This is a genomic window from Sphingomonas psychrotolerans (assembly GCF_002796605.1).
Lineage (GTDB): Bacteria > Pseudomonadota > Alphaproteobacteria > Sphingomonadales > Sphingomonadaceae > Sphingomonas > Sphingomonas psychrotolerans.
On the sequence record NZ_CP024923.1, the window covers coordinates 3248123 to 3270271 of the forward strand.

General features: G+C 66.7%; 23 protein-coding genes and 1 tRNA gene. 15 read left to right on the top strand and 9 right to left on the bottom strand.

The features are described from left to right. The first annotated feature begins 4 nt into the window (after positions 1-4). The 3 genes from flgL (at position 5) to CVN68_RS14580 (ending at position 2828) form a co-directional block, all read left to right on the top strand. Positions 5-898 (top strand): flagellar hook-associated protein FlgL, encoded by an 894-nt coding sequence (gene flgL, locus CVN68_RS14570; RefSeq protein WP_100282841.1) that lies wholly within the window; start codon positions 5-7, stop codon positions 896-898. A gap of 102 nt (positions 899-1000) precedes the next feature. Then, the gene (gene motA / locus CVN68_RS14575; RefSeq protein ID WP_100282842.1) at positions 1001-1864 is read left to right on the top strand and encodes a flagellar motor stator protein MotA; all 864 of its coding nucleotides are present in this window, start codon (positions 1001-1003) and stop codon (positions 1862-1864) included. Positions 1865-1868: 4 nt separating this feature from the next. Next, positions 1869-2828: a flagellar motor protein MotB gene (locus CVN68_RS14580; protein WP_100282843.1), complete on the top strand. Its 960-nt coding sequence runs from the start codon at positions 1869-1871 to the stop codon at positions 2826-2828. 12 nt (positions 2829-2840) lie between these two features. On the opposite strand, the gene CVN68_RS14585 is transcribed toward CVN68_RS14580, so the two are convergent. Together CVN68_RS14585 and CVN68_RS14590 are read right to left on the bottom strand one after the other, a co-directional pair. Beyond that, positions 2841-5819, bottom strand: a complete 2979-nt coding sequence (locus CVN68_RS14585; RefSeq protein ID WP_100282844.1) for a TonB-dependent receptor — start codon at positions 5817-5819, stop codon at positions 2841-2843. Between the two features lie 130 nt (positions 5820-5949). Further along, a tRNA-Leu gene (locus CVN68_RS14590) sits at positions 5950-6036 on the bottom strand. 130 nt (positions 6037-6166) lie between these two features. Here CVN68_RS14590 and CVN68_RS14595 point away from each other — a divergent pair. Then, positions 6167-7516 (top strand): MATE family efflux transporter, encoded by a 1350-nt coding sequence (locus tag CVN68_RS14595; RefSeq protein WP_100282845.1) that lies wholly within the window; start codon positions 6167-6169, stop codon positions 7514-7516. Here the strand turns inward: CVN68_RS14595 and CVN68_RS14600 are convergent. Next, the gene (locus CVN68_RS14600; RefSeq protein ID WP_100282846.1) at positions 7497-8318 is read right to left on the bottom strand and encodes an MJ0042-type zinc finger domain-containing protein; all 822 of its coding nucleotides are present in this window, start codon (positions 8316-8318) and stop codon (positions 7497-7499) included. The two genes, CVN68_RS14595 and CVN68_RS14600, sit on opposite strands and share 20 nt — an antisense overlap. A gap of 174 nt (positions 8319-8492) precedes the next feature. Here CVN68_RS14600 and ftsE point away from each other — a divergent pair, with 174 nt between their 5' ends. Genes ftsE through CVN68_RS14625 form a run of 5 tightly spaced genes read left to right on the top strand, consistent with a single transcriptional unit; the run spans position 8493 to position 11757 of the window. Continuing rightward, positions 8493-9194 (top strand): cell division ATP-binding protein FtsE, encoded by a 702-nt coding sequence (ftsE, locus tag CVN68_RS14605; RefSeq protein ID WP_100282847.1) that lies wholly within the window; start codon positions 8493-8495, stop codon positions 9192-9194. Continuing rightward, positions 9191-10075, top strand: coding sequence for a cell division protein FtsX (locus tag CVN68_RS14610; RefSeq protein WP_100282848.1), 885 nt, complete (start codon positions 9191-9193; stop codon positions 10073-10075). Before ftsE ends, CVN68_RS14610 begins: the two co-directional genes overlap by 4 nt. Beyond that, positions 10072-10614: a YdcF family protein gene (locus CVN68_RS14615; protein WP_100282849.1), complete on the top strand. Its 543-nt coding sequence runs from the start codon at positions 10072-10074 to the stop codon at positions 10612-10614. The genes CVN68_RS14610 and CVN68_RS14615 overlap by 4 nt, the downstream gene beginning before the upstream one ends. Next, a complete protein-coding gene (locus tag CVN68_RS14620; protein WP_100284426.1) occupies positions 10614-11342 on the top strand; it encodes a lysophospholipid acyltransferase family protein in 729 nt (242 codons plus the stop codon). The genes CVN68_RS14615 and CVN68_RS14620 overlap by 1 nt, the downstream gene beginning before the upstream one ends. Before the next feature lie 34 nt (positions 11343-11376). After that, positions 11377-11757, top strand: a complete 381-nt coding sequence (locus tag CVN68_RS14625; protein WP_158298905.1) for a DUF3060 domain-containing protein — start codon at positions 11377-11379, stop codon at positions 11755-11757. A gap of 10 nt (positions 11758-11767) precedes the next feature. Here CVN68_RS14625 and CVN68_RS14630 read toward each other — a convergent pair whose 3' ends face one another. Both CVN68_RS14630 and hisC read right to left on the bottom strand, forming a co-directional pair. Further along, complete coding sequence (locus CVN68_RS14630; protein WP_100282851.1) at positions 11768-12676, bottom strand: prephenate/arogenate dehydrogenase family protein; 909 nt, start codon at positions 12674-12676, stop codon at positions 11768-11770. After that, positions 12676-13770 carry a histidinol-phosphate transaminase gene (hisC, locus tag CVN68_RS14635; protein WP_100282852.1) on the bottom strand — a complete coding sequence of 365 codons (1095 nt, stop codon included), beginning with the start codon at positions 13768-13770 and terminating at the stop codon, positions 12676-12678. Before hisC ends, CVN68_RS14630 begins: the two co-directional genes overlap by 1 nt. A gap of 66 nt (positions 13771-13836) precedes the next feature. Here hisC and CVN68_RS14640 point away from each other — a divergent pair, with 66 nt between their 5' ends. The 5 genes from CVN68_RS14640 (at position 13837) to CVN68_RS14660 (ending at position 18588) form a co-directional block, all read left to right on the top strand. Beyond that, entirely contained in the window at positions 13837-15402 is a 1566-nt protein-coding gene (locus CVN68_RS14640) for a flavin monoamine oxidase family protein (RefSeq protein ID WP_100282853.1), read from the top strand. Between the two features lie 189 nt (positions 15403-15591). Next, positions 15592-16728 carry a homoserine O-acetyltransferase MetX gene (gene metX / locus CVN68_RS14645; RefSeq protein WP_100282854.1) on the top strand — a complete coding sequence of 379 codons (1137 nt, stop codon included), beginning with the start codon at positions 15592-15594 and terminating at the stop codon, positions 16726-16728. Next, positions 16725-17144, top strand: a complete 420-nt coding sequence (locus tag CVN68_RS14650) for a GNAT family N-acetyltransferase (RefSeq protein WP_100282855.1) — start codon at positions 16725-16727, stop codon at positions 17142-17144. Before metX ends, CVN68_RS14650 begins: the two co-directional genes overlap by 4 nt. Then, positions 17141-17734 carry a methionine biosynthesis protein MetW gene (metW, locus tag CVN68_RS14655; RefSeq protein ID WP_100282856.1) on the top strand — a complete coding sequence of 198 codons (594 nt, stop codon included), beginning with the start codon at positions 17141-17143 and terminating at the stop codon, positions 17732-17734. Before CVN68_RS14650 ends, metW begins: the two co-directional genes overlap by 4 nt. Next, the gene (locus tag CVN68_RS14660) at positions 17731-18588 is read left to right on the top strand and encodes a pirin family protein (protein ID WP_100282857.1); all 858 of its coding nucleotides are present in this window, start codon (positions 17731-17733) and stop codon (positions 18586-18588) included. The genes metW and CVN68_RS14660 overlap by 4 nt, the downstream gene beginning before the upstream one ends. Here CVN68_RS14660 and CVN68_RS14665 read toward each other — a convergent pair. Beyond that, positions 18585-19031 (bottom strand): hypothetical protein, encoded by a 447-nt coding sequence (locus tag CVN68_RS14665; RefSeq protein WP_233503367.1) that lies wholly within the window; start codon positions 19029-19031, stop codon positions 18585-18587. The genes CVN68_RS14660 and CVN68_RS14665 overlap by 4 nt on opposite strands. Positions 19032-19077: 46 nt before the next feature. Beyond that, positions 19078-19647, bottom strand: coding sequence for a single-stranded DNA-binding protein (ssb, locus tag CVN68_RS14670; RefSeq protein ID WP_100282859.1), 570 nt, complete (start codon positions 19645-19647; stop codon positions 19078-19080). Positions 19648-19688: 41 nt separating this feature from the next. Between ssb and CVN68_RS14675 the strand changes: the two genes are divergently transcribed. Beyond that, positions 19689-19862, top strand: coding sequence for a DUF4169 family protein (locus CVN68_RS14675; RefSeq protein WP_100282860.1), 174 nt, complete (start codon positions 19689-19691; stop codon positions 19860-19862). Positions 19863-19999: 137 nt separating this feature from the next. Here CVN68_RS14675 and feoB read toward each other — a convergent pair whose 3' ends face one another. Together feoB and CVN68_RS14685 are read right to left on the bottom strand one after the other, a co-directional pair. After that, positions 20000-21856, bottom strand: a complete 1857-nt coding sequence (gene feoB / locus CVN68_RS14680) for a ferrous iron transport protein B (RefSeq protein ID WP_100282861.1) — start codon at positions 21854-21856, stop codon at positions 20000-20002. Beyond that, entirely contained in the window at positions 21853-22131 is a 279-nt protein-coding gene (locus CVN68_RS14685; protein WP_100282862.1) for a FeoA family protein, read from the bottom strand. Before CVN68_RS14685 ends, feoB begins: the two co-directional genes overlap by 4 nt. Positions 22132-22149: the final 18 nt, after the last annotated feature.

Consider the following 22149-nt stretch of genomic DNA (forward strand, 5'->3'; position numbering starts at 1 on the left):
ACCCATGCGCGTCGCGACTTCGCAGCTCTATAATCGCCCCGCGTCGCTGATGACGCGGCTCACCGCCGAGGCGGACCGAACCCAGATCCAGATCGCGACCGGCAAGAAATTGCTCGCGCCTTCGGACGATGCCGGCGCCTATCTGCGGCTGCAGGGGATCAGCCGGCAGAGCGCCGACGACGGCGCCTATGCCGCCAATATCGGCATGGCACAGGGGCTGCTCGCACAGACCGACACCACGCTCGAAAGCGTCGAGGCGCAAATCACCCGCGCGCTCGAGCTGGCCACCCAAGCGGCAAACGGCACGCTCTCGGACACCAATCGCGCGGCGATCGGCAAGGAACTCGAATCGATCCGCGACACGCTCTTCGGGCTGGCCAATACCAGGGACGTACGCGGCCAACCCTTGTTCGGCGGCGCGACAGGTGATGTCGCTTATGTCCGCAATGCCGACGGATCGATCACGTTCGCCGGCACCGGCGAGCCTTCGGCGATACCGATTGGCGAGAGCGTCAGCATCCAGGGAACCGTGACAGGAACCCGCGCCTTTGCGGCCGGAAGTAGCGACGTGTTTGCCGTCCTCGCCGATTTCGCGACAGCGCTGGGCGCTGGCGGCGACGTCAAGGCGGCAGCTAACACCGCGCTCGGCGGGATAAAGGGATCACTGGAGAGCGTGACGCTGGCGCGGGCCTCGGCCGGCGCGCGCTCGGCGCGGCTCGAGCTCGACACCGACCGGCTGACCGCCGCCGGCGAAGCGCGCGAGGACGTGCGCTCGGCGCTCGAGGACACCGACGTGACGGTCGCTGTCACCGAGCTCCAGAAGACGCTGACGATCCTCCAGGCGACCCAGGCGAGCTTCACCAAGCTCTCCAGCCTGTCGCTGTTCGACTATCTCTGAGGCGTCGCAGCCAAGCACACGATTTTCCGCTCAAACTTACGGCGAAGCGGTCGTTTACCAAAGCGAGTGGCCGAGTAGCGGCACAGGGGGAAGTTTAGTCGCATGTTTGTGCTGATCGGCTTTGTCGTCTTGATTGCGATGGTGTTCGGCGGGTTCGTCATCACCGGCGGCGCGCTAGGGCCCGTGCTCCACGCCCTCCCCCATGAGATGCTGATCATAGGCGGCGCCGCGCTCGGCGCGCTGATCATCGGCAATTCGATGAAGGAATTAAAGGCGCTGGGCAGCGGTTTCATGAAAGTCGTCAAGGGTCCCAAATACAAGAAGCAGGACTATCTCGACACGATCTTCCTCGTCTCGAAGCTGATGAAGATGCTGCGAACCGAAGGGCCGATCGCGCTCGAGCCGCATGTCGAGGATCCTGCATCGTCGGCGATATTCGTCGAATATCCGCGGCTGCTCGCGGATCACACGCTGATCAACCTGATCACCGATACGCTGCGGCTGGTCGTGGTGTCCTCGGGCACGCTCGACGTCCACGCGGTCGAAGAGGTGATGGATAACGCCATCAAGACCCACCACCACGAAGTGCAGAGCCCGCAGACCACCTTGCAGGGGCTGGCCGACGCGCTGCCGGCGCTGGGCATCGTCGCGGCGGTGCTCGGCGTGGTCAAGACGATGGGCTCGATCGACAAGCCGCCGAGCATCCTCGGCGGGATGATCGGCTCAGCGCTGGTCGGCACCTTTCTCGGCGTTCTGCTCGCCTACGGCATCGTCGGCCCGCTCGCGACCAGGCTCCAGCAAGTGATCGACGCCGACGCGGCGATCTATCACACCGTCAAGCAGATCATCATCGCCTCGCTCCACGGCCATCCGCAGCCCCTGGTGATCGAGGCGGCGCGTTCGGGCATCGCCCACGCCAACCAGCCCAATTTCGGCGAAGTATTCGACGGCCTGCGCGGACGCTGACGTCATGGCTGCAGCGCGCGCGCCCCACGGATCGAACCAGCCGCCGAAGATCATCGTCAAGAAGATCTACGTCGAAGGCCATGGCGGCCATCACGGCGGCGCGTGGAAGGTCGCTTATGCCGATTTCGTGACCGCGATGATGGCGTTCTTCCTGTTGCTGTGGCTGCTCGGCGCGACTACCGAGAAGCAGCGCAAGGCGCTTGCCGATTATTTCGCGCCGACGCTCGTCGAGCTCAGGCAGAACAGCGCCGGCTCGAACGGGCTGTTCGGCGGCGACGCGATCAACGCCAAGGACAATTATCCCGGCAAGGCCTCGCAGACCGGCACCAGGTCGCTGACCGTGCCCGTAGGCGGGGTCGGCGGCAAGGATGTCGGCACCGGCGAGAAGGGCACGCTCAAGGACCAGCGCGCGCTGACCGAGCAGGACCAGAAGAACTTCAACGACACCGCCAGAGCGATCCAGAACAAGATGCGCGCGCGGCCGCAACTGGCCAAGCTCGCCAAGCATATCCGCTTCGTCGCGACGCGTGACGGGATGCGGATCGACTTGCTCGACGACGCCAATTATTCGATGTTCGATCTCGGCACGACGGCGTTGGTGACCGATGCCAGCGCACTGATCGGCACGATCGCCGAGAGCATCGCGGGTATGGAGAACCCGATCATGATCCGCGGCCATACCGACAGCCTCGGCTATGGCGACCCGCGCAACATGAACAACTGGATGCTCTCCAGCGGCCGCGCCGAGGCGACCCGCCGCCGGCTGTCGGGCGGCGGCGTGCCCGAGCTGCGCTTCGAACGGATCGAAGGCGTTGCCGATCGCGAGCCGCTGATCGTCGAAACCCCCACCGACCCGCGCAACCGCCGCGTCTCGATCACCCTGCTCTACCGGCGGATCATGGATCAGGGCAAAGGCGAGCGCTTCGGTCGCTCGATCCGCCAGCCAACACTCGCCGCACGCTGACGTCGCGTTCGGTTAGAAGAACTGCTTGCGGAAGGTCAGCCGGACGACGCGCCCCAGCGGATCGATCAGGTTCGGGGCATAGGCCGACGGCACCTCGCCATTCTGATCGGTCACCCGCTGCTTCGCGTCGAACAGATTTTCGAGGCGGAGTTGGATGCGCGATCCGCGGAACCAAGGGTGCTTTAGCAGGAAATCCACATCCTGCCCGGGGTTGAACTCGGCGAGCAGGCCAATCCTTGCGAGACTGCCGAAGTCGAGCTGCGTCTGGCTACCGATCGCGCCGGTCATCCGCTGCGATCCGCTTTGCCAATTGGCGGTGGCCTGGAGCAGCCAGGCGTCACGCTTCACCGCGGCCAGTGCGTCGATCTGGTGCGCGGCCACGGCTTGGGCGCTCGATCCGTCGAGCCGATCGATCACGGGCAATCCCTGCCGGATGAGGATCTCGTCCTTGAGGATCCAGGTGTGGTTGAGCGTGAAGCGGACGATGTTGCCGCCGCCGCCAAAGCCCCCGCGGCCGCCACCGCCGAAGCCTCGCCCACCGCCACCACCGGGCCCGCCGCGGAAGCCGCCGGCGCCCGGCCCCTGCCCCTCTCGATCGCGGCTCCGATCCTGGCCCTGCTGCCCTTGGCCTTGGCCTTGGCCCTCACCTTGCGTCTGCCCGGGACGGCGCTGGTTGCTGCCGAACAGGCTCTGCTGCTGGCCCAGGCGGCGGAATTGCTCCTGCTGTGCAGTGAACTCCGGCGGCAGCGGCTGGCCGGTGCGCCGCGATTCGGCCATCGCCGCCTGGAAGGCGGTGCGGCGCTCTTGCAGCCGCTTGGCCTGGGGCGAGGAGATCGGGATGGTGAGATCGATCCCCCAACGCAGCTGGGCGTTATCGCGCCGCTCCACATTGATCGCCCGATAGTCGACGCTGAGGAGCCTCCCGTCGGCGTCGCGGGTAAACCGGTCCGGGAAGGCCGCCTCGATCTCCGCGGTGGCGCCCGGAAAGCCGAGAGTCGGATTGCGGGAGCGCGAATCGCTGTAGCTGGCGTTGATGTTGAGATTGGTCTCGGTCAGCGGGCGGATGTTCACCCGAGCATTGAATACGTGGCGGCTTTCAGCCTGCAGCAGCGGATTACCCCCGGCGATCGACGTGATGTCAACGCTCTCGTTTCGGACGAAATCGAACACGCGCCGGTTCGGCGTCACCAATACCGGATCGCCAAGCTCGCTCGGGTCGGGTGCGTTACGGTCGTTCGCTACGCTGATATTCGCGCGCACCTGTGGGACCGGCGACCAGCTCAGACCATATGTGGTGCTGGTCAACCGGCCGAAGTCGGACAACTGCTCGACCTCCAGATTGCCGGTGATCGACAAGTCGCCGATCGCATCGAGCACGCCGGTCCGACGGCTGGTGAGCGGAAACGTAACGTTGCCACGAATACTGCCCGTGTCACGCCCGATGTCGCTCGACTGGAAGCGGTTCGCGATGGAGGATACGCTGTGCTGGTCTTCTGTCCGGCCTAGCACGCGCACGCTGGCGCGCACGTCGCCGGCAGGTAGCTTGAACAGCGCACCATATGTCGAGAAATCGACATTGGCGCGGTTCCGGTTCGATTTCGAGATCTGGTCGGGCCGCAGGATCGCCAGTGACGAAGCGATCGGCCCGAACGGATTGAAGCCGGGATCGTCCGCATCGAGCAACGCCTGAGCCGCGGCGGACTCGATCCCCGTGGCGGTGACCGACTTGGTCTCACGGTATTGGTAGTCCGCCTGAAGCGACCAATTCCAGCTGGCGAGCCATGGCGAGCTGGTGCCGTTGACGCTCAGATTGCCGGTAATCGCCCGATTGTCGCTCGAGCGCGTTAGTGGCGCCAGATTATCGTAATAGCGATATAGCTGCACGTCATTCGCGAACGGCGAAAAGGGATTGCCCGCCGGCAGAAGCAGCGTCGCGCTGGGCAGGCCGAGCAGCGAATCGCTATGGTTCGAGGTGAAGCCCACGGTCGCGACAGCGCTGACCTTGTCCGAGATCGCCGGCGTGTAGGTGCCGGTGATTGCGAAATTCTTTTGTGGCGTGCCGCTGAGCGGCGCGGTGTTCTCGCCGAACTGCCGCGCGGCCCCCCCGCCGGAAAGCGTGCGATAGGGGGAGAGATCGCTGACGTTGCGCGTGCCGGCGGTTCCGGCGAATCCGGCAAGCGTCGGGGCAGAGCCGTCCGCGCCCGCCGGCACGCCCGCCTCGGTGATCGGACGCCCGGCAATCGCGCTCAGCGCAGGATCGATTTCGCCCCCGTCGAAACCGGTGACGTTGCCGCGGATGTCGAACAACGACGCGGTAGCGCGCGAAACCCCGCGTTCGCTCTCGAGCAGACCCGAATTCTGACCATATTTGACGTCGAGCTCAAGCCGCTCGTTGCGACCGATCTTCTGGAGGTTGGCGTTGAACCCCTCGCCGGAATTGCCGCCAGCGGTGGGCATTGCCCCTTCGAATACCGTCGTGAGCGCCTGGAATCGGCGCCGCAGCACGAAATTGACGACCTTCTGATTGGCACCATAACCGAATTGAAGCGCGGCTTCCTCCGGCAGGATGTCCATCCGCTCGATCGCCTCGGTCGGCAGGTTGCGGATTTCGGCGAGACTAGAGCGCCGGCCGCTGAGCAGGATCACCGGCTGTTCGTCGCCCCGCCCCGAGCCGCTGCCGAGCTGCGCCGACAGCGCGTTCATCAATTCAGTGACGTTTGAAGCACCATATGCCCGAATCTCCGCCGGCCCGAGCTGGACCTCCGGCTTGACGTCGCCCGGCACCGCGCCGCGCAGGGTGCCCGTGACGACGATGTCCTCGGCGGGCGCCTCTTCGGGATCTTCCTGCGACGCCGACTGGGCGGCCGCAGGGGCAGCTTGCGCCGAGGTCGGCACGGGTTGCGGCGCCGGCACCGCCTGGTCCTGCGCTTGTGCTGCCATCGGCAGCGCACCGACCATCAGCGCACCGATCGCGCATCCCCACTTCACCATTGCTCACTCCCGACACATGCAGGCACGACCCTGCACGGGCCGGCATTAACCGCTCGCTACAAGCGACTTGTCGCAAAATTGTGCCAAGGCTGGAGAAAATCGGGGCCGCGCCGCGGCGCCCGGGGGTTTCTGGTGCGGTCGAGAAGACTCGAACTTCCACGGCCTTTCGGCCACAACGACCTCAACGTTGCGCGTCTACCAGTTCCGCCACGACCGCACGTGAAACTCGCCGGGGAGGTCCCGGCGTCTGGTAAGGCGCGGCCCCTAGCAAAGCGTTTGGAGGCATGCAAGCCATCGCCGCACGCTTTCACTAATCCGCAGATACCCCTACAGGCGGCGGCCCCGCCATGTTGCTCTCCCCCAACCTCTCCGCCGAGATGCGCCGTATCCTTGCCCTTGCCTGGCCAGTGGTGCTGACCAGCCTCAACTGGACGATCCTGCATGTGACCGACGTCGCGGTGGTCGGGCTGGTGAGCACGAGCGAGGCGGCGGCGCTGGGAGCAAGCCGATCGCTCACTTTCCCGGGCATCGTGGTCGGGCTGGGCTGGCTCACCGGGATCCTCGTCTATGTCTCGCGCGCCGACGGCGCCGGCGAGCTGCGCGAGACCGGTCGGGTGCTGCACCAGGGCTTGCTGCTCGCGTTGGTGCTGGGGCTGGTCAGCGGCGGCGCGCTGTTCCTGTGGCCCGAGCCGATGCTGATCGGCCTCGGCGTCGCGCCCGACATCGCTCCCGCCGCGGCGCATGTCGTGCAGCTCATGGCGCTCGCTTATCCGTTCCAGTTGATCATGATCGCGGTGAGCTTCTTCCTCGAAGGCGTCAGCCGGCCACGCCGCGTCACCGTCGTCAATCTCGCGATCCTGCCGCTCAATGCGCTGCTCGCCTGGGTCTTCGCGACCGGACAGTTCGGCATGGCCGGGATGGGAGCGCCCGGCGCCGCATTGGCGACTGCGATCGCCTCGGCATTGGGGGCGGTCGGCATGGTGGGCGCAGCCTGGACCCTGCCGCGCGCCGCCTCGCGCGGTGTCCACGACCTTTCCGCGCTCGGCAGCCGGGAATCGTGGAGCGGGGCATGGCGGCTCGCGCGGTTCGGGCTCGTGCCGGCCATCGCCTCGGGGCTCGAGCTCATCGGCTTCGCGATCCTGATCGCGCTATCGACCCGGCTCGGGACGACCACCGCGCATGCTTTCCAGATCGTCTTCTCGATCCACAACGTCACGTTCGCGGTGGCACTGGGGCTCGGCTCCGCCGCCGGCGTGCGGGTCGGCAATGCGATGGGCGAAGGCGTGCCTGAACAAGCGGCGCGGCGAACCGCGATCGCGGCGATGCTGGCGGCTCTGGCCACCGGGCTGTTGTCGCTGCTGCTGATCGCGCTGGCGTTGCCCGTGGTCGCGATCTTCCCCGCGACCGGGCCAGTACATCATCTCGCTGCGGCGATGCTGGTTTTATGGGCGCCGTTCATCCTGTTCGACGGGGTGCAGGTGGTGTTCGTCTATGCCCTGCGCTCGCTCGGCGATCAGGTGATCGCGGGCGTCAACGGCATCATCGCCTTCTTCGTGATCACCGGCGGATTGGGCGTGCTGCTGGTGCATGGTGGCTATGGACCGAACGGGCTGGTGCTCGCCTCGGGATTGGGAATGATGACGGCCGCACTGCTGCACGGCCTGCGGCTCGGCTGGGTCAGCCGCCGATCTCGCTAGCGAAGCTGAGTTCTACGACCTTGGCGTTGGGCGGCACGTCGAGCTTGGCCCCGGTGAAGTCGAGCGAAGCCTTGGCCCCCAGCGCGCGATTCTCGGGCGTGATCCGCCAGCTATAGACGAGCTGGTCGGCGCCATCGCGCAGCTCGACGCGAATATCGGGGATGCGCTGTTGCTCGCCGGTGGGATTGATCACCTTGCCCGAGACGACAAACGCCTCGCTGCCATTGGGCATCGGCCGCAATTCGACGCTTTTGTCGGTGAAGCGCAAAGGCGTTTCGGCCTCGCCGCCGATGCCGAGGCCGAGCTGGGCGGCGATGCCCGGCGCGCCCGAATATAGGATGGCGCCAGCGCCGAGCAGCATCGAGACGCCGGCGATCACCGCGGCGGCGGTCCAGCGCTTCGCCGGATTGCGGCGCGGCTTGAACCGCGGCGGCGGCGCGAACGGGTCGTATTCGGGTGGCGTCTGGGCAAGCGGGTCTTCGTAGACGCGCGGTGCAGGCGGCTCGGCGCGGGGCTCGGGCCGCGCAGACCGCGCGGCGACCGGCACAGGCGCGGCTTCGGCTATTTGTGCGCGGACCGGACTAGCCTTCACGCTGACGGCAGACACCGGCGCGGGTGCCGCCGCCGGAGCAGGCGCGGGGCGGCTCTCGGCCGGCACCGACCGCGTCGTGCGGTCGAGGAGGGCGGGCGCCTGATACCAACTGTGCTTGCAGCTGGCGCACCGCACCGTACGGCCCTCGGCTCCGATCGCACTATCGGGAACGAGGTACCGGGTCCGGCACTGGCTGCATTCGAGGATCATCTAAGCGTCTCACCCGCCCGGCTGCCCACTGGCCAGGTGGCGCGATTCTAGCTGTAACGAATCGGGCCTACAAGAGTCTCGCTTGCGTCATGCATGCCGCCATCGCTTGAGCCCGGGTCTCGCCTGTGCGATGCCGTCCGCCACCTGAAAGCAAGGAGCGGCCGGCGCCGGCGAATGGCCAATATCGTCCAGTTCGAGAATGTCGGCTTGCGCTATGGCACGGGTACCGAGACGCTCTCGGACGTCAGCTTCACGCTCAAGAGCGGATCCTTTTATTTCCTGACCGGGCCGTCCGGCGCGGGCAAGACGTCTTTGCTCAAATTGCTGTACCTCGCCCAGCGGCCGTCGCGAGGGGTGATCCGGCTGTTCGGCGAGGATGCCGGCGCCTTGCCGCGGCAAAGGCTGCCGGGGTTCCGCCGCCGGATCGGCGTGGTGTTCCAGGACTTCCGGCTGGTCCCGCATCTCTCCGCTTATGACAATATCGCGCTGCCGCTCCGCGTCGCGGGGGTGCAGGAGAGCGACATCGAGGCGCCGGTGCGCGAGATGCTCGCCTGGGTGGGGCTCACCGAGCGCGGGCGCGCCAGGCCGCCGACCTTGTCGGGCGGGGAGCAGCAGCGCATCGCGATCGCCCGGGCGGTGATCGCGCGGCCCGAATTGCTCGTCGCCGACGAGCCGACCGGCAACGTCGATCCCGAAATGGCCGAGCGGCTGCTCTATCTGTTCGAATCGCTCAACCGGCTCGGCACAACCGTGGTGGTGGCGACTCACGATTTCCATTTGCTCCACCGCATTCCCAACGCCCAGATGATGCGGATCGAACATGGCAAATTGAGCGATCCCACCGGGGTGCTGCGCAACCCGCCGGGCCAGTCATGATCCTGAGCCTCAGCCCCAATGCCGCCGACCGGCGCCTGCTCGACGAAGGCCGGTCGACGCGCGCGATGACGTGGATCATGGCGATCATGCTGTTCCTCACCGTGCTCGCGGGCGCGCTGGGGCTGGGCATGTTCGCCGCAACCGCACAACTCGATCGCGAACTTTCGGGGCGACTGACGGTCCAGATCGTCGAGCCGATCGCGAGCCTGCGCGACAGCCAGGCGGCGGCGATGGTGGCGACGCTGGCAAAGCTCCCCGGTGTGACTCGCGTCCGCGAAGTCGATCGCGCACATCTCGCCCGGTTGCTCAAGCCGTGGCTGGGCGACGCCGGGCTCGACCCCGATCTGCCGATGCCGGCAATGATCGACGTCGAGGCGCGTGGCGGCGACTTCGCTGCAATCGAGCAGGCGGCGCGGAGGATCGCACCGGGCGCGCGAGTCGATCGCCACGCGCAATGGCTGTCGCCGGTGCGCAGCTTCATGGCGACGATGAGCTGGCTGGCGGTGAGCCTGATGCTGCTTATCGCAGGCGCCACCGCCGCGGTGGTGCTGCTCGCCGCACGCGCGGGGCTGGACACGCACCGCGACACGATCGATGTGCTCCACATGCTGGGTTCGACCGACGTTCAGATCGCCCGCCTGTTTCAGCGGCGCATCGCTTTCGACACGCTGCTGGGCGGGATCGCCGGCACCGCGGCGGCTTTGATGCTCGTCTGGTTTCTGCAGGCGCGGTTGCGCGCGGTCGGCTCCGAAATGCTGGGCGGCATCGCACTCCAGCAGCGCGACTGGTTCCTGCTGCTGCTCCTGCCGCTGGGTTTCGCCTTGCTCTCGACGCTCGCGGCGCGAGTCGCGGTGCTGCGCACCTTGGGCAAACGGCTGTGATCTGGCGCATCGGCCTGCTGCTGCTGCTCGCCTGGGCGCTGGGCTTCGCCTTGTTCCTGTTCTCGCTCGGCAAGCCGCTCGACGGCCGCAAGACCGATGCGATCGTCGTGCTGACCGGTGGCGGGGGGCGGATCGACCGCGGGCTCGCAGTGCTGCGCGCCGGCGATGCGAAGCGGATGCTGGTGAGCGGGGTCGATCCCGATGTCCGCCCGGTCGAGCTGGCGGTGCAGTTCAAGATCGACCGCCAGCTGATGGCGTGCTGCATCGATCTCGGCTGGCAGGCGGTCGACACCCGCTCGAACGCCGACGAGACCGCGAAATGGGTCCAGCGCCACGGCTTCAAATCGGTGCGGCTGGTGACGACCGACTGGCACATGCCGCGCGCGCGGATGGAATTGCGCAGCACGCTGGGTGGCGATGTCGAGGTAGTCGGTGATGCGGTGCGCAGCGGACCCAACAGCCCGGGCTGGCGCGTGCTGTTCCGCGAATATCACAAATTCCTGGTCCGGCGGATCGCGCTGTGGATCGGCGCCGGCTGATGGATGGGATTCGGCCGATTCTGTTCAAGAGCGCATTCTACGGCCTGTCGGCGCTGATCGTGCTGCTCGCGCCGGTGACAGCCTTGTTCGGCCAGCGCGCGTTTCGCCGCTGGGTGCTGCTCTGGACCCAATATCATGCATGGTGTGCGCGCAACCTCGCCGGGATCCGTACCCGGATCGAGGGCAATCCGCTGGCCGGCCCCGCGCTCTACGCGGCCAAGCACCAATCGTTCTTCGAGACGTTCGAGCTGGTCCGCATGCTCGACGCGCCAGCGGTGGTCATGCGCCAGGAATATGCCCGCATCCCGGTGTGGGGCTGGGCGGCGCGGCGCTACGGCGTGATCGTGATCGACCGCAGCGGCGCGGCGTCGGCGCTGCGCCAGATGATGCGCGAGGCCAAGGCAGCAGGTGCCGCAGGACGCTCGGTGATCCTGTTCCCCGAAGGCACGCGCTCGGCCATGGGGGAGAGACCGCCCGTGCTATCGGGCCTGGCGGGGCTGTACCGCGCGGTCGGACTGCCGGTGGTGCCGATCGCGCTCGATACCGCGAGAGTCTGGCCGAAGCACGGCCCGATGCTGCCCGGGCTGGTGACTTTCCGGTTCGGCGAACCGATTCCGACGGGCCTGAAGCGCGAAGAGATCGAGGCGCACGTTCACCGCGAGATCAACGCAATCAACGGGCCGTCGAGACCGGAGGCCCTCGAAGAAACACCAGCCCCTAGAACCTGAAATGTGGAGACTAACCTTGCCCTATTTTCGGACCATGATCTTCTCTGCGGCCGCATTTGTCGGATGCGTCGCTCCCGCGGTCACCTTATCCGCCACCCGCTCGCAAGACGCGGTCGGCGCGATCGAGATCGACGCGCAGCACATCGAAGTGAGCGGCAACGGACACAAGCGGACCATAAAGTGCGACGGTCGGCGGGTGGACATCCTCGGCTCCGATCATGTCATCACGCTCACCGGGACCTGCGCGGCCTTGGACGTGTCGGGCAACAACAATGTCGTGACCGTATCGATAGCCCCGAAAGGTGTGCTCGTCGTCGCGGGGTCCGATCACAAGATCCGTTGGCGGTCGACCGGAGCGCCGCGAATGGACCTTTCGGGCGTCGGAAACGACGTACGGCGCGTCGGAGCGAACTGACCCGCAGCGCCTAATCGTGCGAGCGGCCGAAATCGGGTCGGGCGTCGTCCTGGCCCGAATCGATGATCGAGCGGCGGACGGCGCGGGTGCGGCTGAACAGCTCGAACAATTCGTCGCCCTTGCCCCAGCGGATCGCGCGCTGGAGCGCGGTCAGATCCTCGGAGAAACGCTGGAGCATGTCGAGTACCGCCTCCCGATTGGCGAGGAACACGTCGCGCCACATCGTCGGGTCGGAAGCCGCGATCCGCGTGAAGTCGCGAAAGCCGCCCGCCGAATATTTGATGACCTCGGACGCGGTCACTTCCTCGAGGTCCGAAGCGGTGCCGACGATCGTATAGGCGATCAGATGCGGCAAGTGGCTGGTGACCGCGAGCACGCGATCATGGTGCGCGGGCTCCATCGTCTCGACTTCGGCGCCCAGCCGTCGCCAGAATTCGAGGACGCGCTCGATCGCAAGGGGCTCGGTGCCTTCAGGCGGGGTGATGATGCACCAGCGATGGTGGAACAGCGACGCGAAGCCTGCCTCCGGCCCGCTATTCTCGGTGCCTGCCACGGGATGCGCAGGGACGAATACCGCGTCGGGCAACGCAGCGCGGACCGCTTCGATCACGCTTTCCTTGCACGAACCGACATCGCTGAGGATCGCATCGGCGGGCAGATCGGCGGCGATCTCCGCCGCGACCGCCCCCATCGCACCGACGGGGACGCAGAGCACCACCAGATCGGCGTCGATCACCGCTGTGCCGGCGGTGTCGGCGATGTCATCGCACAGGTCGATGCGCACTGCAGTCTCGCGGACCGCCGGATCCGCGTCGTAACCGGTGACGCGCACGCTCGGCATGTGCTGGCGGACGCCGCGCGCGATCGACGAGCCGATCAGGCCCAGTCCGATCACGGCGACGCGGCTGAACGGCAGCATCAGGCCCCCATTATCTCGCGGATCGCTGCGGCGACGCCCTGAATCTCGTCCTCGGTGCCGATGGTGATGCGCAGCCCGTGCGGCAGCCCCTGCCCCGGCAGCCAGCGGACGATATAGCCGCGCTCCATCAGCGCCTTGTATGCGTGCTCGGCGGTCACTTCGCCTTCGAACAGCACGAGCTGGAAATTGGCCTTGGACGGGACCGCGCGCAGCCCCTTATTGCCCATCGCCTCGATCTGATCGGCGAACCAGCCCCGCCACGCGCGATTATGGCGATAGCTGCGCTCGACAAACGCGTGGTCGCCCAGCGCTGCCACCGCCGCCTTCTGCGCCGCGGTGCTGAAATTGAACGGCGCGCGGATGCGGTGCATCGCGTCGATCATCTCCGGCGCGCCATAGCCCCAGCCGACCCGCTCCGAGGCGAGCCCGAAGATCTTTGAGAAGGTCCGCGTGACCAGCACATTCTTCGTGTTGCGGGCGAGATCGAGCCCGCCGTCATCGTCCTCGGGATCGAGATATTCGGTATAGGCCTGATCGATCACCAGCAGCACGTGCGGCGGCAGCGCGGCGTGGAGCCGGGCGATGTCGGCGCGGGGCGTATAAGTGCCGGTCGGGTTGTTCGGATTGGCGATGAAGATCAGCTTGGTCCGCGCGGTCACGCAAGCGAGGATCGCGTCGACGTCGCTGGCATAGTCCGTGTCGGGCGCCACCACCGGCGTCGCGCCGACGCGGCGCGCGGCGATGTCGTACACCGCGAAGCCGTAGCGGACATAGATGACTTCGTCGCCGACACCGGCATAAGCCCCGGTGGCAAGATGGAGCACTTCGTCAGATCCGGTGCCGTAGATGATCCGCGCCGGATCGAGCCCGTAATGCGCGCCGATCGCCTCGCGCAGTTCGGCCGCGCTGGCATCGGGATAGCGTTCGAGCTGCGACGCGGCCGCCGCAAAGGCCGCACGCGCTACCTCCGGCGTGCCGAACGGGTTCTCGTTCGAGGAGAGTTTCACGGCCTTGGTGCCGGAATCGGTGGTCGAGCGCCCCGGCACATAGGGGGCGATCTCCATGACCCAGCGATTGGGAACGGGTGCATCCATGGTCGCGCGGCTTGGCGGAATGGCCTTCCAATGGCAAGCTCGGCGTAAGCGGGCACGGAGGGGACGATGCGGGGCAGCAGCATGGTATGGCGCGCGCTGGCGACGGCGCGGACGCGCAACCTCGCAGAGGCGGGCGAAAAGCCGCCGGTGCCGGGCTCCCCGGGCGCGACGCGGCGCGCTCTGCTCAAGGGAATCGCGGCGGCGGGGCTGGCCACGACGCTGCCGCGCCCGGCGCATGCCTTTGCCGGGGGCCGCGTGGCGATAATCGGCGGCGGCATCGCCGGGCTGAGCGCACTGCATCACCTGCGCGAGGCGGGCGTCGACGCGCATGTCTATGAAGGGCGCAACCGCACCGGCGGGCGCATGTTCACGCATCGGCCGGCGGGCAGCACCTGGTTCGAAGTGGGCGGGCAATTGGTCAACACCGATCACGCCGACATCCAGGCGCTGTGCAAGCGCTTCGCCATCAAGCTGGTCGACCGCAAGGCCGAGCCGCACCGCACCTTGATCCTCGGCGACGGGCGGCTGCTGACCGATTCCGAGCTCGCCGAGGCGCTGCGCCCGATCGCCGCGCAGATCGACAAGGATTCGGCGCGGCTCGAGAAGGATTTCGACCGCGTCGCCGCCGAACTCGACCGGATGTCGATCGCGGGATATCTCGACAAGCATCGCGCATTGATGGCGCCGCTTTGGGTGCGGCAGCTGATGGAGGCGACCAGCCGCACCGAATATGGCGTCGAGCCCGCTTACGCCTCTGCAGTCGAACTGGTGTTCAACCTGCCGACGGTCGACGGCGAGCGAATCGAAGTGCTCGGCGAATCGGACGAGCGCTTTGTGATCGAGGGCGGCAGCAGCGCGCTGATCGACGTGATGTCGACGCATTATGCCGATCGCATCACCACGGGCAAAAGACTGGCGCGGATCGAGCGGGCAAGCGCCGGCGTGCGCCTCGCCTTCCTCGATGGATCGACCGAAGAGGCGGAGACGGCAATCGTCGCGGTGCCGGCGCCTTTGCTCCGCCAGATCGACTGGCGCGTGCCGCTGCCGGCGATCTGGCGTCAATTCATCGCCGAAATGGCGCTGGGCCATAACGAGAAGATTCAGGCAGGCGCCGGCAATACGCCGTGGCGCGGACCGATGGGGGTGGGAGGCGAACTCTGGCAGACCCGGGCCGATGCCGGCTGGGCGCTCGGCTGGGACGGCAGCGTTCACCGCGCCGACGGCGCCGCGCCGGTCTGGACTTGGTTTCTCGGCGGCGACGAAGTGCGGCGTGCCAAGGCCGAGGCGTCCTCTGCGCTCGCCGCGCGCTTCGCCGAGGGCGCGGCGTCGGCGATACCCGGGCTCGCGCAGGCCTTTACCGGCCCCCTCGCCCAAACCAACTGGCATGCGCAGGCGCTGACGCTCGGGGCCTATGTCAATTTCCGACCCGGCCAGATCACGCGCTTCGCCCGTTTGCTCTGCGTCGAATCGGACGACCCCGCTGAGCGCCATGTGCCTGCGGCGGGGCGGATATACTTCGCCGGCGAGCATCTCTCCGAAGCCTATCCCGGATATATGAACGGCGGTGCCCAGACCGGACGGGTTGCGGCGGAGGCGATCAGCGGCGGGCGGAAGGTGGCAAGGGCGGCCTAGCCAGAGGCATGCCCGCGCGGAACGCCTCCGCGCCGATCCCGAACAGCAATTCGGCGTTCCGATGCGCGACCTTCCGGCGTTCTTGCTCGCCCAATGGCGGGTCTCGATGAAACGGACCGGGCGCGCGGCGTCGCTCCGCCTCGCGGTGCATTGTTGCCACCTCGCGCTGCACCCCCTAACCGAACCCTCATGTTTGACGATCCGCGTTTTGGCCTGAGCCGTACCGCGACGCTGCCCGGGCCGCTCAGGCTCGACGGCGGCGTGCTGCTGTCGCCGGTCGACATCGCCTATGAGACCTACGGCACGCTGGCGCCCGATGCGGGCAACGCGATCCTCGTCTGCCATGCGCTGACCGGCGACCATCATGTCGCCTCCGAGCATCCGGTGACCGGCAAGCCGGGTTGGTGGGCGCGGATGGTAGGCCCCGGCAAGCCGATCGACACGAACCGCTATTTCGTCGTCTGCGCCAATGTGCTCGGCAGCTGCCTCGGTTCGTCGGGGCCGGCGAGCGTCAACCCCGCCACCGGCAAGCCCTGGGCGATGGGCTTTCCGGTGATCACCATCCGCGACATGGTCCGCGCCCAGGCGATACTGCTCGATCATCTCGGCATCGCGCAGCTGTTCGCCGTGGTCGGCGGATCGATGGGGGGGATGCAGGCGCTGAGCTGGGCGGCGACTTTCCCCGAACGCGTCGCTTCGGCAGTGGTGATCGCCAGCGCGGCGCGGCACTCGGCGCAGAACATCGCCTTCCACGAAGTCGGGCGACAGGCGATCATGGCCGATCATCGCTGGCGCGGCGGCGACTATTATGCCGACAACGATCCTCCTGCCTCGGGGCTCGCGGTGGCGCGGATGGCGGCGCACATCACCTATCTTTCCGAAGCCGGACTCACCGCCAAATTCGGCAGGAAACTCCAGAGCCGCCCTGAAAAACCGGATGGAGCCAAGACCTTCGGGTTCGACGCCGATTTCCAAGTCGAGAGCTATCTGCGGCACCAGGGCCTGAGCTTCGTCGACCGGTTCGACGCCAATTCCTACCTCTACATCACGCGCGCGCTCGACTATTTCGACCTCGCCGAGGAGCATGGCGGCACGCTCGCCAATGCCTTCACCGGCGACACGCGCTTCTGCCTCGTCAGCTTCGACACCGACTGGCTCTACCCCACTGGCGAATCGCGCACGATCGTCCACGCGCTCAACGCTGCGGGTGCCCCGGTGAGCTTTGTCGAGCTCAAATCGCCGTTCGGGCACGATGCCTTCCTCCTCGAAAACCCCGAGCTCGACCGGGTGATCGCGGGCTTCCTCGGCGCGGGAGATCGTCAATGAACTACCGCATATCGTTCGATCCCGAAGATCAGCAGCTCGACGTCATCCATGGCTATCTGGTGCGCTCATATTGGGCTGAGGGTATCCCGCGCGAAATCGTGGAGAAGGCAGTCGCGAATTCGCTCTGCGTCGGCGCGTATGACGACCAAGCGCAGGTAGGATTTGCGCGCGTCATCACCGATCGTGCGACCTTCGCCTATCTCGCCGACGTGTTCGTGCTCGAGGGACATCGCGGCCGCGGGCTCGCCGAACAGATGCTCGAGGCGCTTGAAGATCACCCCGAATTGCAGGGGCTGCGCCGCTGGGCGCTGTTCACCCGCGACATGCAGCCGCTTTACGCCAAGCTCGGCTGGGAAGCATACCCGCACCCCGACCGGCTGATGGTCCGCGACATTCCAGATATCTACACGCGATGAGCCTGCGCCCCGATCTCGCGATCATCGCCGCCAACGTCCAGCCGGTGACCCGGGTGCTCGACGTCGGCTGCGGCGACGGCGCGCTGATGGCGGCGCTGCGCGACCAGCGCGGCTGCGATGCGCGCGGACTCGAGCTCGATCCCGCCGATGTCTCCGCGGCGATGGCGCGGGGCCTGTCGGTGGTGCAGGGCGACGCCGACAGCGACCTCGCCGATTATCCTGACGCCAGCTTCGACTACGCCATCCTCAGCCAGACGCTGCAGACGACGCGGCGGCCCGATTGGGTGCTCGATCAATTGCTGCGCATAGGTCGGCGCGCCTTCGTCTCCTTCCCCAATTTCGCGCATTGGCGGGCGCGTACGTCGCTGCTGTTCGGCGGGCGGATGCCGGTGACGCGGCTGCTGCCGATCGCCTGGTACGCGACGCCCAACATCCACCACGTGACGGTCGACGATTTCCGCGCGCTGGTGAAAGCGCGCGAGATTACGGTCGAGGAATGCTGGTTTCTGTCGGGGGATCAGCACACGGGTTCGGGCTTCGCCAATCTGTTCGCCGAGCATGCCGTATTCCTGCTGCGGAAGGACCGATGAGCCGCAGCGTCACTTCGGTCCATCCCGCCCGGCGCGACGATATCGGCGATCTGGTGACGCGGCGCCCGGTGCCAGGGCCCGGTGTCGACAATGTCGGCGCATTCCTGTTTCTCAATCACCACGGGCCGCAGAATTACCCGCCAGGCAATCGCGGCCTGCCCTTCGGCCCGCATCCGCATCGCGGCTTCGAGACAGTAACCTTCATCCTCGACGGCGAACTCGCGCACACCGATTCGGCGGGGCATGAGAGCATCATCCGCGCCGGCGGAGTCCAGTGGATGACTGCCGGGCGCGGGATCATCCATGCCGAGGTTTCGCCCGAGGGCTTCAAACGTGACGGCGGGCCGATGGAGATCCTCCAGCTCTGGCTGAACTTACCGGCGCGGCTCAAGATGACCACGCCGCGCTATGTCGGGGTGCAGGCGGACGGCATTCCTGCAATCGAGGCAGAGGGCGCGACGGTGCACCTCGTCTCGGGCGAATGGCAGGGCCGCCGGGGCGCGATCGAGTCGCTGACCGGCGTGTTCCTGAGCTGGGTCGAGGCGCAGCCGGGCGCCAGCGTGACCTTCGACGGTCTGCGCGGCCGCGACGTGTTCCTCTATGCGGCGCGTGGCAGCATCGACGTGGCGGGACGAGAGGTGCCGCAATTTCATCTCGCCCAGCTCGGCGAGGGCGAAAGCGTGACGATCACCGCCACCGGGCCGGCACTGTTCGTGTTTGGCCATGCCGATCCGATCGACGAGCCGATCGTCGCGCATGGACCGTTCGTGATGAACAGCGCCGAGGAGATCCGGCAGGCGTTCGCCGACTATCAGGCCGGCAAATTCGGCGTGGCGGAGATCGTCGAAGGCTAGACTCCGCTGCCCCAGTTGACGGTGGCGCGGGTGCCACCGTTCATCGCCTCGACCACGATCAGCAGGCTGCGCTTCGAATCCTCGCCGGCCGAATACATGGTCGGGGTCGACAGCCGGTGGCCGAGCCCCGAGGCATTGGCCTGCGCGCGCGACCAGCCGAGCACCTTGGCCGGCTCCGCCTTCACCAGATAGACGATCGTGCCGCTGACATGGCGCGGCGTCCCGTCGGCGCTCGACACGCAAGTGGTGACCTGCGCGCCTTCATAGACCGGCACGAAATCGGGCTTGTTAGAGCAATCGACCGCCGCCGCGATCGCCGCCGACGTCCCGTTGGCTGCCGCCGCGGCGACGTTTTGCCCGGTCGGATCGCTCGTCGTCTCCGACGAACCGCCGCCGCCACAGGCTGCGAGGAGGAGCGCGGAACTCGCAATCAGGTGTCGCATCGTCATCCCCTTCGAAGGCGCAACGATGTGGACGCCACGAGGTTGCTCAGAACGGCACGTCGTCGTCGAGATCGTCGGGGAAGCCGCCGCCGAAATTACCGCCGCCGCTCTTCTGGCCGCCGCCGTTGAAGTTGCCGCCACTACCCCCTGCGCTAGTGCCGCGGCTCGACGACTGGCCCGAGAATTCGTCGCCGCCGCCGGCGCCCCAATCCTCGCCGCCGCCGCCGCCGCTGCTGCTGCGGCCCGCGCCGCCGCCCTGCCCCGGTGCGCCGTCGAGCATGGTCAGCACCGAATTGAAGCCCTGGAGCACCACTTCGGTCGAATAGCGGTCATTGCCTTGGGGATCCTGCCACTTCCGGGTGGTCAGCGCGCCTTCGATATAGACCTTGCTGCCCTTGCGCAGATACTTCTCGGCGACGTTGGCGAGGCCTTCGTTGAAGACCTTGACCGTGTGCCACTCAGTCTTTTCCTTGCGCTCGCCCGAGTTGCGGTCCTTCCAGCTTTCGGACGTGGCGATGCGGAGCTCGACCACCTTGCCGCCATTCTGGAACGACCGCGATTCGGGATCGCGCCCGAGATTGCCGACCAGAATGACCTTGTTGACGCTGCCGGCCATGGAAACTCGCTCCGAAATCTGTAAATCCGTGAACCGACGATATGGCTGAGATCATCAACCTGAACAAGGCACGCAAGGCCAAGGCACAGGCCGAGAAGCCGATCCGTGCACAGGAAAATCGCGTACGTTTCGGCCGAACCAAATCGGAAAAGGCCGCCGACGCCGCCGAGAAGGCGCGGATCGCGAAAACGCTCGACGATTCGAAACGCGATTAGTGCTTAAATTGACTCGGTTCACGGAAACGCGATTCATCACGTAACATAATTGCTCGGGCGCGAGCACATTGCTTCACTGTCGCCAACGCCGACCGCGCCAGCCAAGCAGGCGAAATCCTACATTGCAAGCCCTGATGTTAGAGCCCCAGCGCGACCGCGCTCCAATAGGTTATCCCAGCCGCGACATAAGCCAGCACGAACAGATAGCCGACCATGAAGGCGGGCCATTTCCACCCGTTGGTTTCGCGCCGGGTCACGGCGATCGTCGAAATGCATTGCGGCGCGAACACGAACCACATCAGGAAGGCGAGCGCAGTGGGCAGGGTCCAGTTCTTTCGGAGATTGGCGCGGATCGCTTCCTGTCCGGCATCGCCCTCCGGATCGTCGATCGCATAGACCGTACCGATCGCGGCGACCGCGACTTCGCGCGCGGCCATTGCCGGGATCAGCGCCAGCGCGATGTCGCGGTTGAAGCCGATCGGCGCCACCACCGTCTGCAGCCCGTTGCCGATGCGCCCGGCGATCGAATAATCGACCGGCGAGATATTGCTGCCCGCGGGCGGCTTGGGGAAGCTCAGCAGCGCCCAAAGCACGATCGTGGTCAGCAGGATGATCGTGCCGGCGCGCTTGAGGAATATCTCGGCGCGCTGCCACAGGCCGAGCAGCACATCGCGCAGCCGGGGCATTTGATATTTCGGCATCTCCATCATGAAGCCCGAAGTCGCGCCCTTGGTGACGGTGTGGCGGAGCAGCAACGCCGCGCCGAACGCGCCGGCGATGCCCATCACATAGAGGGCGAACAATACGAGGCCCTGCAATCCGATCCCGGGAAGCACTGCATTGTTCGGAATCAGCGCGCTGATGATGATCGTATAGACCGGCAGCCGCGCCGAGCAGGTCATCAGCGGCGCGATCAGGATCGTCGTCAGCCGGTCCTTCTCGTCCGAGATGGTACGCGTCGCCATGATGCCGGGGACCGCGCAGGCGAAGCTCGACAGCAAGGGAATGAAAGCGCGGCCCGACAGGCCGACGCTCGCCATCACTCGATCCATCAGAAAGGCGGCACGGACCATATAGCCGGTCGCCTCGAGCACGAGAATGAAGGCGAACAGGATCAGGATCTGCGGCAGGAACACCACCACCGCGCCGACGCCGGCGATCACCCCATCGGTGAGCAACGAGCGCAGTGGCCCATCGGCCATATTGTCCTTGATCGTGCCCTGGAGCCACGAAAAGCCTGCATCGATCGCATCGGCAGGCGGAGTCGCCCAGGCGAACACCGCCTGGAACATCACGAACAGGATGCCGAGCAGCAATATGGTCCCCGCAACCGGATGCAGCGCCACCGCGTCGAGCCGGTGCGTCCAGCGGCGTGCAGCGGTCTCGGAGATGGTCACCGCAGTGGCGATCTGGCGGGCGCGGCGCTGGAGCACGACGATGTCGTGCTGGACGCCGGCGCCTGGGCGCACCGCATGAACGGTGCGAACCACTTCGCCGAGCCGCTCCTTGAGCGCTTCGATCCCGCGCTTGCGCACCGCGACCGTCGGGATCACCGGAACACCGAGTTCGCGCTCAAGGGCTTCGGCATCGAGCACGAGGCCGTCGCGCTCGGCGAGATCGACCATGTTGAGCGCCACGACGATCGGCAGGCCGAGCGCGATCAACTGGAGCGTGAAGCGCAGGTGATTATCGAGGTTCGAGGCGTCGATCACAGTGATAATCGCGTCGGGCAGCCTTTCGCCCGCCTGGCGACCGACCAGTACGTCGCGAGTCACTTGCTCGTCAGGCGAAGAGGGATCGAGGCTATAGGCGCCGGGCAGATCGAGCAATTCGATCGGACGGCCATCGGGCAGCGCCATGCGCCCGGCGTGGCGCTCGACGGTGACGCCGGGATAATTGCCGACCTTCTGCCGCGCCCCGGTCAATGCATTGAACAAGGCGCTCTTGCCGGCATTGGGGTTGCCGACCAGCGCAACCAACGGTGCCTGATTCATGATGCGGGGTTCGGGAGCACGTGAATCGCGGCGGCGACGTGGCGGCGCAGCGCCACGGTCATGCGGCCGATCCGGCAGGCGACGGGCCCGCGGCCGAGAAAGCTCGAACGATGGAGCAACTCGACTTCGACGCCCTCGTCGAGGCCCAGTTCACGTAGGCGGCGCCCCTCAGGTTCGGAAAGCAGATGCCAATCGACCGCCGAGACCGTTCCGGGCTCCAGACGAGGCAAGGTGGCGAGCCGGACAGGCTGGGGAATCGCAGCGGCGACGTTCATGCTGCGAGTCATTATCAA

Bases quoted from the DNA above. Each gene is read 5' to 3' on its own strand.
- flgL (WP_100282841.1), top strand. From the start codon at position 5: ATGCGCGTCGCGACTTCGCAGCTCTATAATCGCCCCGCGTCGCTGATG.
- motA (WP_100282842.1), top strand. From the start codon at position 1,001: ATGTTTGTGCTGATCGGCTTTGTCGTCTTGATTGCGATGGTGTTCGGC.
- CVN68_RS14580 (WP_100282843.1), top strand. From the start codon at position 1,869: ATGGCTGCAGCGCGCGCGCCCCACGGATCGAACCAGCCGCCGAAGATC.
- CVN68_RS14585 (WP_100282844.1), bottom strand. From the start codon at position 5,819: ATGGTGAAGTGGGGATGCGCGATCGGTGCGCTGATGGTCGGTGCGCTG.
- CVN68_RS14595 (WP_100282845.1), top strand. From the start codon at position 6,167: ATGTTGCTCTCCCCCAACCTCTCCGCCGAGATGCGCCGTATCCTTGCC.
- CVN68_RS14600 (WP_100282846.1), bottom strand. From the start codon at position 8,318: ATGATCCTCGAATGCAGCCAGTGCCGGACCCGGTACCTCGTTCCCGAT.
- ftsE (WP_100282847.1), top strand. From the start codon at position 8,493: ATGGCCAATATCGTCCAGTTCGAGAATGTCGGCTTGCGCTATGGCACG.
- CVN68_RS14610 (WP_100282848.1), top strand. From the start codon at position 9,191: ATGATCCTGAGCCTCAGCCCCAATGCCGCCGACCGGCGCCTGCTCGAC.
- CVN68_RS14620 (WP_100284426.1), top strand. From the start codon at position 10,614: ATGGATGGGATTCGGCCGATTCTGTTCAAGAGCGCATTCTACGGCCTG.
- CVN68_RS14625 (WP_158298905.1), top strand. From the start codon at position 11,377: ATGATCTTCTCTGCGGCCGCATTTGTCGGATGCGTCGCTCCCGCGGTC.
- CVN68_RS14630 (WP_100282851.1), bottom strand. From the start codon at position 12,676: ATGCTGCCGTTCAGCCGCGTCGCCGTGATCGGACTGGGCCTGATCGGC.
- hisC (WP_100282852.1), bottom strand. From the start codon at position 13,770: ATGGATGCACCCGTTCCCAATCGCTGGGTCATGGAGATCGCCCCCTAT.
- CVN68_RS14640 (WP_100282853.1), top strand. From the start codon at position 13,837: ATGCGGGGCAGCAGCATGGTATGGCGCGCGCTGGCGACGGCGCGGACG.
- metX (WP_100282854.1), top strand. From the start codon at position 15,592: ATGTTTGACGATCCGCGTTTTGGCCTGAGCCGTACCGCGACGCTGCCC.
- CVN68_RS14650 (WP_100282855.1), top strand. From the start codon at position 16,725: ATGAACTACCGCATATCGTTCGATCCCGAAGATCAGCAGCTCGACGTC.
- metW (WP_100282856.1), top strand. From the start codon at position 17,141: ATGAGCCTGCGCCCCGATCTCGCGATCATCGCCGCCAACGTCCAGCCG.
- CVN68_RS14660 (WP_100282857.1), top strand. From the start codon at position 17,731: ATGAGCCGCAGCGTCACTTCGGTCCATCCCGCCCGGCGCGACGATATC.
- CVN68_RS14665 (WP_233503367.1), bottom strand. From the start codon at position 19,031: ATGCGACACCTGATTGCGAGTTCCGCGCTCCTCCTCGCAGCCTGTGGC.
- ssb (WP_100282859.1), bottom strand. From the start codon at position 19,647: ATGGCCGGCAGCGTCAACAAGGTCATTCTGGTCGGCAATCTCGGGCGC.
- CVN68_RS14675 (WP_100282860.1), top strand. From the start codon at position 19,689: ATGGCTGAGATCATCAACCTGAACAAGGCACGCAAGGCCAAGGCACAG.
- feoB (WP_100282861.1), bottom strand. From the start codon at position 21,856: ATGAATCAGGCACCGTTGGTTGCGCTGGTCGGCAACCCCAATGCCGGC.
- CVN68_RS14685 (WP_100282862.1), bottom strand. From the start codon at position 22,131: ATGAACGTCGCCGCTGCGATTCCCCAGCCTGTCCGGCTCGCCACCTTG.